Source organism: Streptomyces mexicanus, from assembly GCF_902506575.1.
Taxonomy (GTDB): Bacteria; Actinomycetota; Actinomycetes; order Streptomycetales; family Streptomycetaceae; genus Streptomyces; species Streptomyces mexicanus.
In genome coordinates, this window is record NZ_LR732567.1 from 1 (window position 1) to 17,938 (window position 17,938).

General features: G+C 63.9%; 13 protein-coding genes and 1 pseudogene. 9 read left to right on the top strand and 5 right to left on the bottom strand.

Translation table 11 applies throughout. The annotated features are described in order from the left end of the window. The first annotated feature begins 131 nt into the window (after positions 1-131). From GV126_RS32365 to GV126_RS32390, 6 genes are all read left to right on the top strand, one after another. Positions 132-626: a DUF6507 family protein gene (locus GV126_RS32365; RefSeq protein WP_185946806.1), complete on the top strand. Its 495-nt coding sequence runs from the start codon at positions 132-134 to the stop codon at positions 624-626. A 5-nt stretch (positions 627-631) separates the two neighbouring features. Beyond that, positions 632-2,893, top strand: a complete 2,262-nt coding sequence (locus GV126_RS32370; protein WP_159674520.1) for a hypothetical protein — start codon at positions 632-634, stop codon at positions 2,891-2,893. Further along, on the top strand, positions 2,890-3,906 hold the full coding sequence (locus GV126_RS32375; RefSeq protein ID WP_159674522.1) for a hypothetical protein: 1,017 nt from the start codon (positions 2,890-2,892) through the stop codon (positions 3,904-3,906). The genes GV126_RS32370 and GV126_RS32375 overlap by 4 nt, the downstream gene beginning before the upstream one ends. Before the next feature lie 125 nt (positions 3,907-4,031). Then, positions 4,032-4,967 (top strand): hypothetical protein, encoded by a 936-nt coding sequence (locus GV126_RS35980; protein WP_185946642.1) that lies wholly within the window; start codon positions 4,032-4,034, stop codon positions 4,965-4,967. A 72-nt stretch (positions 4,968-5,039) separates the two neighbouring features. After that, positions 5,040-6,449: a DUF6177 family protein gene (locus tag GV126_RS32385; protein ID WP_159674523.1), complete on the top strand. Its 1,410-nt coding sequence runs from the start codon at positions 5,040-5,042 to the stop codon at positions 6,447-6,449. Between the two features lie 381 nt (positions 6,450-6,830). Beyond that, complete coding sequence (locus GV126_RS32390) at positions 6,831-7,454, top strand: ATP-binding protein (protein ID WP_159674524.1); 624 nt, start codon at positions 6,831-6,833, stop codon at positions 7,452-7,454. 238 nt (positions 7,455-7,692) lie between these two features. Here the strand turns inward: GV126_RS32390 and GV126_RS32395 are convergent, their stop codons facing one another. Together GV126_RS32395 and GV126_RS32400 are read right to left on the bottom strand one after the other, a co-directional pair. Next, the gene (locus GV126_RS32395; protein WP_236570329.1) at positions 7,693-9,033 is read right to left on the bottom strand and encodes a DNA cytosine methyltransferase; all 1,341 of its coding nucleotides are present in this window, start codon (positions 9,031-9,033) and stop codon (positions 7,693-7,695) included. Between the two features lie 210 nt (positions 9,034-9,243). After that, entirely contained in the window at positions 9,244-9,933 is a 690-nt protein-coding gene (locus GV126_RS32400; RefSeq protein WP_201299966.1) for a KpnI family restriction enzyme N-terminal domain-containing protein, read from the bottom strand. A gap of 119 nt (positions 9,934-10,052) precedes the next feature. Here GV126_RS32400 and GV126_RS32405 point away from each other — a divergent pair, with 119 nt between their 5' ends. The 3 genes from GV126_RS32405 (at position 10,053) to GV126_RS37525 (ending at position 14,141) form a co-directional block, all read left to right on the top strand. Next, positions 10,053-11,462, top strand: coding sequence for a ParB N-terminal domain-containing protein (locus tag GV126_RS32405; RefSeq protein ID WP_159674525.1), 1,410 nt, complete (start codon positions 10,053-10,055; stop codon positions 11,460-11,462). Then, a complete protein-coding gene (locus tag GV126_RS32410; protein WP_159674526.1) occupies positions 11,462-13,306 on the top strand; it encodes a DEAD/DEAH box helicase in 1,845 nt (614 codons plus the stop codon). Before GV126_RS32405 ends, GV126_RS32410 begins: the two co-directional genes overlap by 1 nt. Before the next feature lie 358 nt (positions 13,307-13,664). Beyond that, on the top strand, positions 13,665-14,141 hold the full coding sequence (locus GV126_RS37525; protein WP_369123915.1) for a protein NO VEIN domain-containing protein: 477 nt from the start codon (positions 13,665-13,667) through the stop codon (positions 14,139-14,141). A 166-nt stretch (positions 14,142-14,307) separates the two neighbouring features. Here the strand turns inward: GV126_RS37525 and GV126_RS32420 are convergent, their stop codons facing one another. The 3 genes and pseudogenes from GV126_RS32420 to GV126_RS32430 form a co-directional block, all read right to left on the bottom strand. After that, positions 14,308-16,308: a GmrSD restriction endonuclease domain-containing protein gene (locus GV126_RS32420; protein WP_159674528.1), complete on the bottom strand. Its 2,001-nt coding sequence runs from the start codon at positions 16,306-16,308 to the stop codon at positions 14,308-14,310. 237 nt (positions 16,309-16,545) lie between these two features. Beyond that, positions 16,546-17,013 (bottom strand): very short patch repair endonuclease, encoded by a 468-nt coding sequence (locus GV126_RS32425; protein ID WP_159674529.1) that lies wholly within the window; start codon positions 17,011-17,013, stop codon positions 16,546-16,548. A 313-nt stretch (positions 17,014-17,326) separates the two neighbouring features. Further along, a pseudogene (locus GV126_RS32430) lies at positions 17,327-17,791 on the bottom strand (SEC-C domain-containing protein); the annotation flags it as partial. Positions 17,792-17,938 lie beyond the last annotated feature (147 nt).

Here is a 17,938-nt window from a genome sequence, read left to right on the forward strand (position 1 = left end):
CCCCACCGACCAGGCCCCCAGCCGCCGACCAGGCCGGGGGACGACTGCCGCACACCGTCCACCCAGCGGTGGCCGGATCCCCGCCCCCCGGCACGAACCGCGTTGCCCTGGCCGTCGTTGCCCTGATAGGCATGAAGATCGTCCTGTCCGCGGCGTATGTGCTGCCGGGCACGACCGAGGAGACCGAGGAAACGCAACGCCGGGGAAAGCGCACGGGGGGTGCTGTGACGGGGTGGGACATCACACCCAGCGGGGTCGAATCGATTCTGTCGCTGGTCGGGCTGGCGGCGGACGACCTGGGCAAGGACATCAAGGGCTACGGCACGAGCGTCGAGGAGGCCGCTCGGCGCGCGGGCACGATCAGCGGCCCGTACTGCGGCGCCGCTCCCACCGGCCCGGTCGGCGCCGCGGTGGCGAACTTCGTCTCGGACACCCAGGCGCAGATCACGTTCATGGCGGCCCGTATCAAGAAGACGATGGACGGCACGGTGGAGGCCACCGCCGCCTACATCGACGGCGATCTGGCGATGGCCGCGCGGTCGCAGCGTGAGGCGGCCAAGGTCCCCACGGCCGCCGAACTGCGCGCCGTGGCCGGACAGGCCGACCGGCAGGGCGGCGGTGAGTAGCCGACGTGATCGACCCGGGGCAAATACCGCAGTACACCGGTGACTTCGACCAGCTGTCCAAGGCCGTCACCGAACTCCGCAAACGCGCCGTCGGCATCCGCAACAACGGCCAGGACGTCCACTCCCGCTTCCAGGCGACCGCCGCCTACTACCGGGCGCCCGAGGCCGACCAGCTCTTGTCCTCCACGCAGCCGGTGATGGACACGGCGGACGAGTTCGCCGCGCACATCGAGTCCCTCGCCGATGCCCTGGACACTTTCGTCGTCGAGGCCAAGCCCCACGCGGACCGCTTGAAGCGGCTGAGGGAGAAGGCCATCGCCTTCGTCGACAGCGTGCAGGGCGACGACGACTGGAACAAGGACCAGGACAAACGCGACGCGCACGAAGCGCTGATGAACGGCGTGGCGGAGGCCGTCGCGGGCTTCTGGGCGGCGGAACAGAACGCCGCCGACAAGATCAACCACATCAGCCCGGCGATGTGCCGCCCGGTGGCGGGCGGCGGCAGCCAGGGCTCCGGTACGTACGCCGTCAGCGCCGACACGCTCAAGTCCATGGACGACCTGCCGTGGGGGAGCCCGGAGGAGCGCACCTACGACCGCTGGAGCCTGGGCTGGTGGGGCCACGGCATCAAGAGCTGGGCGTGGGACGGCATCGTCAAGGACAGCATCTGGGGCGGCGTCGTCGGCCTGGGCGTCCTGGTGGACAACCTGGCGGGCATCAACGGCTCCCAGGCCCGGCACGACACGTGGGACGGCCTGCGGCGCACTGTCGTCGGTGCCTACGCCTACGGCATGGACGCGGTCGGCCTGGGCGACCACCTCTCGGACTGGCAGCGCGGCAGCGAGGCGTACACCAAGGAGTTCGGCAAGCAGTTCGTCGCCTACGACATGTGGGACGAGGACCCGGCCCGCGCCCACGCCGTCACCTCCTTCAACCTCCTCACACTCTTCGCCGGCGGCGCCGGGGGCCTCGCCAGGCTCGGCAAGGCAGGCCGTCTCACGGAGGCCGCCGGCACCGTGGCCAAGGTCGGCGACGTCCTGGACCCGATCTCGGGCACCGCGAGAGCGGCCGGCGCCCTGTCCGACCTCCCGAAGGTCTCCGAGGTCCTCACCCACGTCTCCGACCACCTCAAGCTCCCGAAACCCCACTTCCCGAACACCGCCCTCGACCTGGACGACCGCTACCGCATCGACAAGAACGGCAACTTCATCGCCCTCCGCCCGGACGGCACACCGGACCTGACCCCACCAAGGCACGAGCACGCGGCGGCCGACCACCTTGCCCTTGCTTCTCAGGGGGATCGAGAGTTGGTCAGGGCGGGGGCCGGCGTCGGCCATAGTGAGGCGGCTGCTGGTACCAGGGCTGAGCTGTCGCCGCGGGCACATCACGGCCCTGATGGGGCCAGTTACGGCGATTCGCCTACTGGTGGGCACAACCCTGAGCATGTGGCGCCTTCGGTCGACCACCATGGCATCCACCATGACGTCGGAGATGGCCACATCGGCCACAGCACATCGCACGGCGAAGGAATGGGCCACGGCAGCGGCGATTTCCCCGGCGAGTCCGATGCGTCGAGGGGACCTTCTGCGGGGGACGAAGGTGGCCCCATGGTTCGCGGAGGAGAGACTGAGCAACGTATCCGCGAGGCACTCAAGGGCGTCCCGGGTGATCAGCGGCCGAAACCGAAACTTCTTGAGAGGATCTTGGACCGACTCGCTTCCGAACCCGGTGGCCAAAGAGTCGGTGAGATCATCTCCTCGGGACAGTTCAATGCGAGCGAGAAATATGGGCAGGTTGTTTGCTCGCTCGGAGCAAACAGGGTGCAGATGTACCGTCCGGCGGTCGATCAACTCGTCTTCGCCGATGACCTGGTCAGGGGTGGTGTTCCTGCGCACGCCATTGACTTCGAGGTGAAAGATCCCCCTGGTGCTGACGTGGATGTGCGAATACGGGACGAATCTGGCGATGTGTACGCCTATCAATTGAAACGCTTGAACAACCCGCAGGACCCCATCAGTGAACTGACTCGGGACAAATATTTGCTGCAGTTGACGAAGTCGGTGGCAAGCCACCACATCATGCTTGTCGATGGTGGTCGAGGGACCCGGGCGGAGTGGATGGCCAACGGGTCTTACGATGCCCTCATGGATGTCCACAGTGGTCGCAGCGGAGGCAAGGGCCGGGGCATCACCTTCGTCATCCGACTCGAGGACGGGAACCTCGTGGTCCCGGCCGGCAGCAAGAACGACCCGAAGGGCATACTGTGATCACGACGGATCCCATCGGCGACTGGATGTGGGAAGTCCCCCTGGAAGGCGGTAGTGTCCGCTCTGTGCGAGCAGCGGAAACAGCTGTCGCGGTGTGGAATGTACTCGCTTCTCATGAGCTTGCGGTGCCGGCCGGCAAGGTCGGCGTTTCGGTGCGGCCGACCAGCAACATGATGGACTTCCGCATCAACGTCAGTGGTCTGGCGCTAGAACGGGATCCGTTGGCCGAGGGCGCCTCGCTCTCCCATGTCATGAAGCAGGCGGATGAACTTGAAGGTGACTTCCTGGTCACTGTGAGGATCGACTGTCCTGGACTTTGGGAGGAGTCGGGGGGCAGGTATCGTGCCGAAAAGTTGTTCAACATCAACGTTGATATGTGGGGCGACAGTCTCCTTGCGGTAACCCTCGAAACCTACTCTGATGCGTGGCTGACGGTGGACACACGTGACCGGGATCAGCCCGATGTGCATGCGGCAAACGCCCCTCGACTGGCTGCGGCACTACAAGAGATCTCTGCTCTTCTGGGAACTCCCCTGGTGCCAGGTGACGCCAACCGCTTTGCAACGCCTACCGAGACGGGTTTCGAGGATCCACGAATCGATGGCCCCGCCTACGACGATTCATGGGGAACGTTTGAGCCACCCGCTCGGGCGGCGCGCCTCAGGGCCATGCTCCCTGATTCCGAGGACGAGTACGAAGTGATCACCGACTGTCCCGTGCGCTACTTCACCATCCGGCGTGACGAGCAGACTCTGGGCTACCTCTGGGCCTCCACAGGTGACGAAGCGGCCGGTTACGCGCCCCGAACAGCTGCTGGTGATGCGGCATTCGAAGCGGGTGTTGAGTGGCTTCTACGTCTTCGGGATGCGCACAGCCGAGGCCTCAGCGCGCTCGCCGCGCTGACCTGGGTGACGCACAGCGCCCCACGCCCGGAGATCGGTCTTCCTGTCGGGGACGCTCCCGAGGAAGCCCCCTCGCTGGACGCTCTCGAAGAGCTGTCGGGCCGGTACTGATCCCGGATGTCGGAGGACCGCGACTACGGAGTCGGGCGGTGGCCGCGGCCGAGTGGCCGTCAGGCCGGATGACCCGCAGAGTTCACTCTTGGAACAGAACTCTGTTGTCCTTGTGCGGTATTCCGATGCTGTCGACAGAAAAACGAGACTTGTCGATGACATATAACTTATTCACCGTCGATCGTTTGCAGCCGTCCCGCATCACCGGCGTCCTTGCCTCGTGTCTGAGTGTGGAGCCGAACGCGGTCGATGTCGCGGACATCGACGGAGAACAGGAGAACAGGAACTGGGGTGCCCTGGTCTTCTGTGATTATTCCTCTGTCCGTGGTGACGTATCACTTGGCCTGGACATTTTTGTGCAGGACACTGTGGCCTCTCGACCGGCTGAGGCCGAGCTGGCTTCGTCGTTCGCTGGCGCTGCGAGGGTCGCCGTGCTGTATCCGGCTGAAGAGCAGGTCCCCAGTGCTTACTGGCTTGTGACCCCGGCGGGCCTCGTCACACGTGCTCGTCTCCTGTTTTCGGACGATGAGAATCCCGTGTACTCCATCGACGCGGTCGAGGCAGAGGTACCCGAACTGCCTGATGTACGCGTCATGCAACTTCCTGAGATCGTCAGAGAGCAGCACGTGCCCACACCGGAGACCCAGAGTTTCGTGCGCGCTCTGACCTCCCTGCAGGAAGCGCCGGATGCGTCGGCAGAACTCCGGTTCACCGATGAGGCGGGCAGCCCGCTTCGTCGCGCCAGGGAGAGTCTGACAGTCTGGGAGGGAATGGTTCGGCGCATGGAAGAAAACTGGGGTACAGCCGGAAAATACCCAGTCGAGCTGTACAGCGAAGCCTTGCGCGCACGGGATCAACTCGCTCGACTGGCGATCGATCTGCCCAAGGCGGCGGCGGACCTCTTGGGCAAGTCGGTCGGTCGACTCGACGAAGAGTTCAGGAAGCGCAGCACCCCGGACGATACGTGGGCCATGGAATCGGGCCTTCTTGCGGATCCCCGCGATGTAAAAGAATACGCGTGGTGGTGGCAACACAAGCCTCTGATCCTCCCCTGGGGCTGAGCCTCCCGCCCAGTCACCAGCACCCGAAGAAGGCCGCACATGCCACGAAGCACCTTTGCTTTCACCCCGACAATGCCAGACATCAAGGACCTGCTGGCCGCCCTCCACGCCGGCGGCCCCGACCTGCGCGTCAACAGGGCGGGCCAAGGCGCCGTGGCGCAGCTGTGCACGGAGGACGGGCACCCGCTGGTCTCGCTGGAGGCGCCTCGGTACATACAGGTGCCCGGAGAGACGGCACGACTGCTGGGTGGCACGGCGGGCATGGATGCCCCGGTGTGGTGGACGGAAGTCCGCGCGACCGCCGCCGTCCCGGAGGCACAGCGACTGGCAGCCTCCGTAGCCGGTCGCCTGGCCACTCTTCTCGACGGCACCACTTGGCCCCCTGAGGCCGCCACACGTACAGAAGTCGTCGCGATCCCCGCTTCCGGCCCATCGGCGGCGCACGCCGACGACGGCGGGGATGTTCTCGCCGAATCCGACGTCCTCACCGACCAGGCAGCCGTGGTCCTCCACGACAGCCCGATCCTGGCGGCCACCCCCTGGCTGACCGAACTGCTGCGCCCCCCCGCCCGGACCGGCCGGCCCCTGTACCTGGTCACTCCGCCCATCACCCGCCTCACCCTGCCGGCCCGCACCCTTCTGGACCGCGCCCCCGCCCGCTGGGTGATCCACGCCCCCGAGACCGGCTACTACGACGGCCTCTCCGGCCTGGTGCTGAGCTGGCGCGACGGCCACTTCGCTCCCGCCGCCGACCCGGGCCCCACCGTCGCGGACGCGTACCGACCCCCCTCAGGCAGCGCCACCGGCGAACGCCAGCTACTTCTCTCCCTGCGCACCATCCACCCCGCCGACGAACGCCTCCTCCTCGGCGGCGCTCTGGAGTGCGCCTGGCAGGTCCTCACCGACCAGGTGCCGGCCGGCTGGTCCACCGCCGAACCCGTCAACGTCCCGTGGTCGCGCCGTCAGTTGACCGACCTGGCCCGGACCCGCGCCCGCAGCGGATCCCCGACCTGGCTGGTGGCGGTCGGCAGCCCCGACCGCCCGGCGATCGCCACCCAGCGGGTGCAGCACACCCGTCTGGGCGTCGAGGAGCACATCACCGTCGCCTTCGGCCACCCCACGGACAAGGTGGCCCCCTTGCACCTGCTGCCCCACCTGGCGGAGGAACTGGCCACGCGCCACAACCTGGCCATGATGATCACCGAACTCCGGGCGGCCCGCGCCGACCTCATGGTCCCGGCCCACTACGAGCCACCCGCCCTCCCCGTCTCCCTCACCCTCGGCCCGGACGCCGCGGCAGACCTCGGGGCCGGCCGCGCCGGGGGAGCCCTGCCCGGCAGCCCACCTGCACATCTGGGTTCCGCGGCACGGCCGGCCTTCCACTACGCACTCGGTGACGGAGACGACCCGGCAGCGTGGCAACGTCTTCAGGCACTCAAACGCTACGTGGAGTCCCTCACAGAACCCGGCTTGACGAGCTGATCCCAGCAGCCAGTCTTCGGGCCAAGGCAGTATCCGTACGCCATACCGACCGGCTCACCGCCCTCGGTGCGTGCCAGCGCAGCCAAGCAACGTCGCCTTGCGCACCTGCGAACGGAAAGTTCGCGTGCGAGGTTCTTCGGCCTCCTTATTCAGCGGCTCGGCGAAGGCCTGGGCGTACACGACCCGCAGGGCTTCCTCGGTACCCGCAGCGGCCGTCCCGCCCAGGCGGTCCACCACTACGGCCTTTGGCCACGACGCAGCTTGCTTCTCAGGACATAGCCTCGCGTCGGCTACAGGACCCTCTTCGGCGCAAACGCAGCCTCGACGCACTCGGTCGCGTTTCCGCCGAGCATGCGCGTGACCTGGGAGGGAGAAGCGCTTATGCCAGGTGCCGGAACCCCGGACCGTCAGCACCGCTACGTGCTGCCCTTTGAAGCAGTGCCGACAGAGGTGCGGCTGCTGCGCAGAGCGGCAGGTGCGCAGCTGGGCCAGTGGGGTTTGCCGAACGTCGTTGATGAAGCCGCGCTGGCTGTGACGGAACTGGCGACGAACGTCATCAAGCATCTCGGCGAGGGCGAGCCGGCCACCTTGATTTTGGAGCGGAAGAGTGATCGGGTGCGTGTCGAGATGCACGACAAAAGCTGTGCGCTGCCGGTCGCGCGCAGCGTCAACTGCGGGGCTGAGTGTGGTCGTGGCCTGCACATGCTCGCGGCCATGGCCGCGGACTGGGGAGTGATCGCTACAGCCGTGGGCAAGGTGGTGTGGTGCGAGATTGCGGTCGGTGCTGAGGCGGCACGCCAACGGGCGGAGCGAGCCTTTGAAGCGCTTCAGACCTACCGAGGACGCGACGGCATCGCCCTGGAGGGGCAGCGGCGCGACCTTGTCCTAACGGAGTTGGCGATCGAGCTGATCGCCGACCTGCTGCACTTGACGTCCGCGCGCGGCCTGGACCCGGACGACGTGTTGGACCGGGCCCAAATGCACTACGAAGCCGAGGCTGCCTAGAAGTTTCCCGGAGATCGGGCAGCTCGCTGTGGCTGATCTGCGGTGGTCTCACAGCGTGGGTGCCATGGGGGCACCGCAGTCAAGAATTGTGCATGTGCCAGCACGGAGACGGATTCCCTCGGTAATTCGACAAAAGGGGAGTCCGCAGTGGCCTGTGACACCCTTGGCCCTCACCTCTTGCCTGCAGTCTCCCTCTAGGGGGACTCAAGAAGAGCTGACCACGATCGCGTTACAGGTCTTAACTGATCTTGGTCCTGTGCTGGGTGAACAGATCATGACGCTGATGGTCATCCTGGCCTACGAACGCCTTGAACTCTCCCAAACGGTAAGCGAGTTCGCCCGACTTCCGCACTACCTTCTCTACTTCGAAGTCGTGACCCAGGTGGTTCAGGTGCCGCTCTACATCAGGCTGTTCCATCGTCACGCCGATCCTGGCAAGTTTCGTCATTATTTGCTCGACGGTCAGCGGCCGCCGGGTTTCGGTCCGGAGCAGCTTATATACAGGGTCGTGGACAGTGCTGGAAGTTTCGACGAGCGGGCGAGGCTCTCCCTTCTGCAGGAGCGCATCCCTAATGGCTTCCCCGAGTGCCTTGGCGACAGGCGGAGGGAAGGCGTTGCCGATCTGCCGGTATACGGAAGTCTTGCGGCCCAAGAACTCCCAGTCAGCGAACTCCCCGTTCCAGCCCTGAATCCGGGCAACCATCTTCGTTGTCAGCTTCGGCCCCGGGGCACCCCTAAGAGGCTTGAAGCCTGGACCGGGTGCCTCGTTGGCCACCCCCAGAGCGTCGACACCAAGGTCCGCCCAGGCCCTCTTCGCGCGGGTAGGACCAAGGTCGGCACCGCCATGCTTCTTGGAGCCGCCGACGATCGTGGGAGCGATGTCGTTGGCCTTCTTCACCCACGCGTCCACCTCTTCATCGCCCCAACCGTTCTCCCTCATAAGATCGGCTAGCGCTTCGCCTACCGTGGGAGGTGGTACAGAATGCTTTTTGGGCCACTCGAAGTGTTTTGCATACTCAGGCAGAAGGGCGATCAGGACGAACCGTGGCCTCAACTGAGGAACGCCGAAATCTGAAGCATGCAGAAGCTTCCAAAAGGCGATGTAGCCAAACTCGTGCAGCTTGTCAAGTACAGCTTGGCGATAGCCAGAAAACCGGTTGGTGCTGAGTCCGCGCACATTCTCCAAGAGCAAAGCCTTGGGCCTCATGCGACCGCATAGCTCGATAGCCCAGGCGAACAAATCGCGCTCGTCGCTGGAACCCAGCTGTTTTCCCGCGATGCTGAATGGAGGGCAGGGAACGCCTCCCGCGAGCAATTCGACGCCCTTATACAAATCCGGGTTCCAGGTGCTGGGATTTGCTACATCCCCGACCCGCACGAGCTCGGCGGGTACGTCCACACCGTCTTCCTTGAGGACTCTGCGGAGGTTCTGCTCCAAAGTGTGCGCCGCATGGACGTCCAGCTCGACAGCGAGCTTGTGAGTGAATCCGGCGCGGTGTAGGCCGAGAGACTGGCCGCCGGCGCCGGCGCAGATCTCGACGACTTCGAGTCTCTGCTTGTGTTCCGCCGCCGACATCATGATCTCCTTCCAAGCGCGCCGACTGTGTCAGCGCTGGCAGAGCGCCCGGTAGCGCTCTGCCTCCCAGGCTTGCTGGGTATGCACTGTGATCCGAACCCGGCAGCACCCTAGGTCATCGGTGTGGTGAGCCGGACAAGATGCTGAAGTCTACGGCGTTCCACTGACATCAACGTACACAGGATGCCGCCGGTGTCCTGAGGGAGTTTCCCGTTAGTCCTGGAGAGCCGACCACAGCTCTTCCCGCGCCTCGGCCGGTAGCCGCCGGTACGTGTTCCAGGCGCGCTCCAGTGGCGTGGTGCCGCGACGGCCCCGCTCGATCCACCGCAGGAGGCGCCGCTGGTCTCCAGCTTCAAGTTGCCTGATCTCCGCCAAAGCCTCATCGATGCGTGCCGGGGCCCCAGATGAGCCGGAGCGGCACCGCTTGCACTCCGTCACCGGGAGGCTTTCCTCGCTGCCGTCGATCCGCACTGTCGTGCGCCGCGTTACGGAGAGCACAGCGGTTTGGTTGGAGTCGTCGTGATAGGACTCTCCGCCCGAAATGCCGCAGACTGTACACATGAAGTGGTCCCGTTCCATGATGGCCTGCTTCTCCTTGTTGGAGAGGGCCTTCTGCTGAGTCGCGGCCCGGCGGGCCACAGGGTCCCACACGGGAACGCCGGCCTTCACGAAGCGCTGATCCTCAGCTGTCAGCGTCGCATCCTCCGTGTTGGTGAGTATGACCCATCCGTAGGCACGGAGGTCTCGGATGCGTCGGTCCGCCTGCGCGATGCCCGGGAAGGCCAGGCGGATCTGCTCCTTGGTGAAGGTCTTCCCCTCGCCAACCTCCTGAACGAGCCACAGCGCTCCGCGGACCATGGTTCCAGCCTTGAGCTTGGGGTCGTTCCAGGTGGGCAACGTCACTTCGTGCTCCGTTCTCCAAGTGATCTGGAGGCTGATTGTGCGGTACAGGCATACCCTCTGTCACCGGGGCCTGCCATGATGCTGGGCGTACAGCATCTGGTGTGTTGGAGGCCCTAGTTATGGCTGTGAAGTTCGGTGTCCCGCCTGAGGGAGAGAAGATCCGCTCGCTGGTGGAGGAACGGCTGAAGCAAGCCATGGCCGAGAATGGCGCGAAAGTCACCGTTGAGTGGCGCGGCGAGCAGAAGCACTTGCACGTGATCTCCATGCCCGTCGACATGCTGTACTTCAACCCGGACACCCATCGCATCCGCGCGCAGCGCACCCTGGATCCGCAACGCAACCGGGTCCTGGAACAGGAGCCGTGGAGTGAGCCCGCGCAAACGTATCTGCACCACTTGCTGCGGTGCCGGCCGTCCAACCCCAACCAGACCGACCCGGATTATTTGGCGCTGCAGGACGAACTGGACGATGTTGGCCAGAGGGAGCCCGGGATCATCAGCCCGGACGGCATCCTCGTCGATGGCAACACCCGCTGTGCCGCTCTGAGGGACCTGGGCATCAAGGACATCCGCGTCGGTGTGCTGCCATCGGACACATCGCGGCGCGACATCAACAACGTTGAGCTTGCCTTGCAGCTCCGCCGCGACAAGCGCCGGGAGTACTCGTACATCAACCGTCTCATCGCCATCGAAGACGAGCTCGCGGACGGCCGTCGTGAAGAGGACGTAGCCCGCGACTTCAACATCAAGAAGACGACCCTCCAACAGGACCGCTGGGTCTACCAATTGATCAACGAAGCGATTGACCGGAGCCGGGCTGCGAGCGGGGCGGTCCTGCGGCTGGTCGACTTCGAGGACCATCAGGAGAAGCTTCGCGAACTCCACCGTGACTACACCAAGCTCGCCAAGACGGACCCGGATGCCGCTGAGAGGCTCAAGGAGTCGCGCCTTGCCATGGTGGTGCTGAACTACGCGAAGACGACGGTTCGCTTGGCGGAGGCGGATTTCTACACCCGCTATCTGGAAGAGCGGCTGCCTAGCGAGTTGCGGCCTGCGACTCAGGAGTCTGCTGCTGTGGACATTCCTGGCCTCGATGGCGTCGTGGTTCCGGACGCCACGGCAGCTGTCAAGACCGCGCGCGCTCTTACTGACGCTCTGCTACAGGCCAAGGCGTCCGCGCAGGCTGGCGACAAGCTGGACGCGGCGGCAGTGACCAGCGCAGATGCCCTGATCAAGTCGGCACGTAAGACCTTCGACGCAGCCGTAAAGATGGCTGGAGCGAACGCTGAACTGCACAAGCGGCATGTAGCTGTTCCCGCTCGCCTTACCGACGCTGCCGACCATGTGAACCAGTGTGCCGCCGAGTTCGCTGAAGCCAGGGCCAAGCGTGCCTTGGACGAAGATGCCTTCGATGATGCGCTTCTCACGCTCAAGGCCAGTCTTGCCCGGCTGGCCAAGCAGGCGGGGCGTACGTTCAGCTCGCCTGGGGATGGTGTTGCCTGGCTGCTCGACGCGACGCGGGAGGGCTGATGGCGGTGCAGTCAGCTGCGCCTAGCCTGGAGATTGGATTCGGCGACGGCGTGACCCAAGCCCGCCTTCGGGCCGGGGTCGGCTATGAGAGCGACCTTCGACGACTCGCCCTGCGCTTCCGTAGCAGTGTGCAGCGCTCGCCGGGCACGATGGAGGTCGAGATCGACGACCTGTTGACGAATCTGGCAGCGCTCGCCACCTGGCCTGAGCCCAAAAGTGTCACCTGGGATCCTCAACTTGCCGCTCTAGCAAGAGACTCCGCGATTGATGCGCAGACCGTAGCCCGGCGCCTCGATCCGGCTGAGGCGCAGGATGGGGAGGTCGACCCTGACGAGGTCGCCAGCCTGCTGGGCCCGGGTTGGGTGGCAGGTCTCACATCTTTCCAGCGACGGGATATCGCGAAGCTCCTCTCCTTGCGGCACGGAGCGAATTTCTCAGTTCCGGGAGCTGGTAAGACAAGGGTTGGTCTTGCTGTTTTTCATGCTCTTCGGCGCACTAAGGGACTTGAGCGACTCTTGATCGTGGGGCCGAAGTCCTGCTTCGAGTCATGGAAGTATGAAAATCAGCAATGCTTGAGCGAACCTCTGAGCGTAGACGTGTACTCCAGGGACGTCACCCCAGCTGCAGACATGCTCATCGTCAACTACGAAAGGTTGCGCCAGGACGGGGTCGTGAACGAACTCGGCCAGTGGCTGGCCGCGCGCCCGTCCATGCTGATTCTTGACGAGGCCCATCGGATGAAGCGTGGAGCCGATGGGACGGATGGCTCTGCCTGCCTCGCCCTTGGCCCCCGGAGTAAACACAGACTGATCCTGACGGGGACACCAGCCCCGAACGGAGTCAAGGACCTGGAGAACCTCTTCGCTTTCGTGTGGCCTGGCCACGGTCGACAGAAGGTAATCCAGGCCGTAGCTGGCGGCGACTTGGCTGCAGCCAGCCAGGTGCTTCGTCCCCTCTTCACGCGCACGACAAAGGGCGAGCTGGGGCTGCCGCCGGTGTCTACGACCTTGCGGACCGTTCCTATGCCGCCTCTTCACCAGGAAGTCTACGACGCGCTGGTCGGGCGGTTCTCAGCCCGTGCAGCTGGCTCGGAGAGTGACTTCCTTACACTCGGCAAGATCATCGTATACATGCTGATGGCAGCGACCAGCCCCGCGCTTCTTGCTGTCGGTACGACGCGTTATGAGCCACTGTCGTACCGGGTTCCTCCTCTGCCCGTTGCTGAGGGCACGCCACTCTTCGACCTGATGCGGGATCTCCCCAGTTACGAGATGTCCCCGAAGTACCGGGAGGTTCTGGCCATCGTCAGCCGAAACGCTTCCGAGGGACGCAAGACTCTCGTCTGGTCCACCTTTGTGCGAAGTCTCAACACACTGGAGCGTATGCTGAGCGAGTTCTCACCCGCCTTGGTCTACGGCGCGATGGCAGATGCTGATCGTGAGCTAGCGATCAGTCGGTTCCGCCAGGACCCGGACTGCATGGTGCTCTTGTCCAATCCAGGAACCCTAGGTGAAGGAATCAGCCTTCACCACCACTGCCACGACGCAGTTTACGTAGATAGGGATTTCGCGGCCGGTCGTTTCCTCCAGAGTCTTGACCGAATTCACCGGCTCGGCCTCGATCCAGAGACAGAAACACGCATTACTGTGCTGGCCTCGGAGGGAACGATTGACGAGGTCGTTGATCAACGGCTTAGCGACAAGCTGAAGTTCATGGGGAGCATCCTCGATGATCCAGCTGTCCAGCAACTGGCCGACCTTGAAGAGGAGCCGGCAGTTGGAGGGGGATTGGATCAGCTGGACCTCCAGGCACTGATGGGTCACTTCCGTGCCCGTGCCGCCTGAGCCGGTATTGCGTGCCGCTGTCCGATGGCTGGAGCGGCTCCCGGCCAGTGGATTTCGACGCGTCCGTTCCCTTTTCACAACTCACAGTGACTTCAGTGATATAACGCCAGCCCAGTACAGTGCCGCTTATGACTGGATTCGGGAGACCGGCCTCCTCCGTGAGGCGGCTGACCATACTCCTGCGCACTGCAGGGTATTCAAAGCGGCGATAGCTCGCTCGGGAGCTCCGTGGTTCCGAGACGCTGATCTACTCATCTGCGTGCCGGACGAACTCCCCGAGGATGCCCTACGAGCGGCGGAAGCTCTCGGCCTTACTCCAGAGGAGGCCTTCGCCCAGGTCCGTACCGCTTGGGGGAAGGTGGATACCGAAGAGCGATCGCGGATTGGCACTGCAGGCGAACTCGCGCTTCTGCACCTGTTGGCTGAGTCAGCAACAGGGCGAGTAGAACATGTTGCCGCATGGTCTGACGGACACGGCTACGATATTCATGTCGATGCCGATCAGTGTTCGGCCCACCTAGAAGTCAAGAGCACGGTGCGCGCGAGTCGGCTTACGGTGTACATATCGCGTAATGAATACGAAACCATGTTGCGTGACCCATTCTGGGAGCTTGTAACCGTTCGCCTTAGTCCAGGTCTGCAGCTTAGGGCAGTAGCGGTGGTGCCGAGGGATTGGATCGCGGAGCATGTTCCGTCCGACCGCACAACACGGGGCAGTTGGGAGTCATGTCGGCTAGACATACCCCCCGAGGTGCCAATTCCAGGAATTCCGAGCATAGCTCCGATGCTTGCTGCAACTGCGCCTGCGGCGCTTAAAGGTATGGCTACAAACTGAAGCTATCTAGGTATCTACAGCAGGTTTACGTAATTTTGCGGTGGCACCACGCGCTCCTGGCCAATTCCTGGCGAGGCGTGCGAGATCAGCGTACAAGTGTCGTCTGGCTCAAGTGCTAACTGGAGTAGCTTAGTCACGGCGCCTCCAGCAAGCGTGTTGCGGGACTTCATGCGGGCTTCTGCACTCCAGCATTCAAGAGCAAAAATTGTTCAGGCTCGGCAGGCCACTGTTCGTCATTGGGTTCTGGGCATTCGGCGAGGGGCTGCGGATCCTCGAAGGCGTCCTTGACCGCGGCCCGCCACTGATCGAGTGAGCCACGGACGAGGAAGGGACCCAGACCGAGGGTCACACTGCCTTCATCATCGATACGCAGCGGGGCTGTTTCGGCGCCGATGGGCACATCGCTGGCGAGACCACTGGCGGCGGCATCGAGTGCTGCTTCGAGGTCCGCCGGATCAATCCACCCAGTCCAGTTGTGACTGTTTGCTTTCGCCTCTGCGACCAACACGCGTCGGCCGGCCCCGCTGTACCCGACAAGCAACAGCGAGCGTGTGGCGGAGATTTCAGTTGTCGTGGCACCTGTCGTCAGGAAGCTGGGCCGGAACCGGTCGAGTAGCGCCGTGATCAGTTCTGCGAGCAACGACCTGCGAGCGGCCAAAAACTCTCTATACCGCTCCGGTACGAGAACGGCCGGGTCGTCGGGGATCGCATGTGCAGCACGGTCGCTGGCGCTGACGCTCTGCAGGTAGGCTGCCGGAGCGCGGTTGTCGATGATGTTCTTCGCTGTGCGTTCCGAAACGAAGACGATGTTCGCCAGTTCGTTGATTTCCGCAGAAGAATACTTCTTGCGCAGCTTCGTTGCCGGGTGCAAAAGGCTGTACTGGGGCTTTCCGGACTGTTCGGTGCTTCCAGAAATAGGCCCGCCGTCCCACCAATCGGTCGCGCCGGCGTGAGCAGCAGCCAGGTAGCAGAACATCAGGTACGGGCTCTGATGGTTGCGTCCTGCCAGGTCGTCCGCGCTGACGGAAATTCCATCTTTTCGGATTCCCAGGTTGGCAAGCAGACCTGCCACAGGATTGTCGGTATCGAGCATCCTGATGTCCTGGGTCAATGCGGTGTCTGTAGCACCACCATACCGGTTGCGGGCAGTGGCCGCCATGAACCAGTACAAGAGGCCGGTCTCAATTTCCTCGGCTACAACCGTGCCTTCTGGATGTCGGCTGTAAAAGTGAATCAGTGGGTGGAGTGCTGCGAGTGACGGAATCAGTGCTGTCGTCGGGATGAGGAGTCTTTCTTGCAGGAGGGGCACGACATGGGAAAGGCCGCGCCGCACTTTCTCCCACCCTGCCTCGACTGTCTCTTTACTGGCGGCGGTGAGCTTGGCAACGGATGCCAGACGCTTACCTGAGGTTGTCAAGCTCAAAGTCAGGGCTTTGATCAGGAAGTTGACATCCAGGTCCCCATAACCACGATTGGCCCAGTGAGCGGATTCCTCCTCTAGTTGTCCCAAGAAGCCGGGGATGCGTGCGGAGAGTGTTGCGAGTGCGAGATCTGTGGTCTTGAGGGCTCGCCCACCGCTGTTCACCCGAACGAAGATGTCGGCGACCTCTTCGTATTCGAAATCGTGCAGCACTTCCATGTGGAAGTCGCGTTGGGTGATCTTCTGTAGCGCGTTCAGGCGGCGGCCGATCTCTGCATCCGGGATGTCGAGCCCCGCTTTCTTCAGCTCGCCATGGATCGCGAAGACGTCCGACTCCGGGTCGACAACATCAAAAACTTTGATCCATTTTTTGTTGCGCCGGGTGGCGGCGCTCTGATTTTGGAAGACCTCCGTCTCGATGTTGAAGACAACCTGTGCATCGGGATGATTGGTGAGCACGCGAAAGAGCGACGTGAGTCTCTGCTGGCCGTCGAGCAGGTACAGCGGCATAACGCTTGGTGATGCTTGCTGCTTGCCGATCGCTGCGTCCCGGGTCTCAGCAAGCTGGCCGGTCTTCCAGAAGAGAAGAGAGCCAGCCGGGTACCCGCGGTACAACGACTCGACCAGCCTGGCTACTTGCGATGCCTTCCACACATACCCGCGTTGGATCTCCGGGAGCATGATCTCTCCCCCGGCGATCTGGGTGATCAGTGTCCGAACATCGCGGTTCGTGCGCTCAACCGCCACCTTGCCCCCCAACTTCCCTTGCGGACACGGCGAGACCGGCCGCACCGGCTGTCGTTACGGTGAGTCCGGTCGGGCGGCCTTCCCCATAGAAGCCGCTCATGACGCCGTACGTGCTGCAGACAGACTAAAGGAGAGGCGGGGGCCGTGACCCGGAACCCTCGTACGGTGGCATGCGCCTCAGGCGCAGCGGTGACAGAGCCCGTAGTCGGCCTCAGTTCGAGCGGGCCGCAAGCGGGCTCACAACGAGGACTTCCTGCCGCTTGCCCTTCTTTCGGTCACCGCTTCGCAGATCGCGAGCGAACACTTCTCCGCCGACTCGTGCTCCCAGAAGCGGAGGACGAGCCACCCGGCCTCTCTGAGCTGCCGGTCGGTGTCCCGGTCACGCTCCACGTTGCGAACTACCTTCTCGGACCAGTAGCCCGGGTTTGTCTTTGGCGGGACGTAATGCTCGGGGCACCCGTGCCAGTAGCAGCCATCTATGAAGACAGCCACCTTGACTGGGCGGAACACCATATCGGCTGTTCTGCGCAGGCTTGGTAGGGGGCGTGCTGCGACCCGATAACGCAGGCCGTGAGCGTGTACCAGCCGTCGGATCAGCTTCTCGGGCTTTGTGTCTCGGCTGCGAATGGCCTGCATATTGCGGCGGCGGGCCTCTGACGAGGCCCAAGAGCCCTTCGGCGCTTCCCATACGAGGTCCTCTGACACGTTACAGAGGGTAGTCCAGAGCGCTGCTCGGCGGGATGCGGAGCTGGGTATGGGGGTGCGTCTCCAGCTACCGAGCCTCACGTCGGCACTTCCGCTCTCAGGCAGGCGCTGTCATCCGCAACCAGAGGCAGCGTCCTGGCGTGTGATCATCAGGTGAAGATCTCCAGAGCCAGTGCGGCGCCCGGGAGTCAGAGTGGTCACGCCTGAGTGCCACGGCTGGACGTGGCGCAGGAGAAGGTGGTCTCTCCGCAGTTCCGCATCTGAAGCCGTCAGCCCACAGGTCCCTCAGCCCAGGCCCCTCGACGCAAAGGCTTCAGGCCCCCGCCCCATGGCAAGCCCCGTACGTCTTCCCCGATGCGCACCAGCACTGCGCCGCCCGCTCCGGGGGCCAAGCGACCGCGCGGCCCCGGGCCGCCAGGGTCGTCGCGTACTGGGGGAGCAGGGTCGGGTCGGACGGGGAGGTGGCCTCCGAGGCGGCGAAGGCCTCGTAGGAGGGGACCGTGCCGGTGACGATGCCCAGGTTGGGGGTGCCGGAGGCGGACAGTTCGCGCAGGGATGCCTCTATCGTCGCCAGGTGGGCGGCGTGCGAGGGGTACTCCGCGGACAGGGACGGGTACGACGCCAGCAGTTCGTCCAGTTCGTCCGCCGGCCAGTGGAGGATCGCGACCGGGAACGGGCGCGAGAGGGCCTGGCGGTAGGCGCCCAGTTCGGCGCGCAGGCGGGTGATCTCCGCCTGCAGTTCCGCCGGGTTCTCAGAGCCCAGGGTCCTCTCTCTTTTACACATCTGACGCTGCCGATGACCCCCTCCGTCTCTTTTTCGGGGTTCTGTCTTTTCTTATTCAAAACAATACGTTCGACAATTGTTCTATTTATATTGACTGCCCAAAGGCTGCTTCTGACTTTCGTGTTGAGTTTTTCGCTGTTC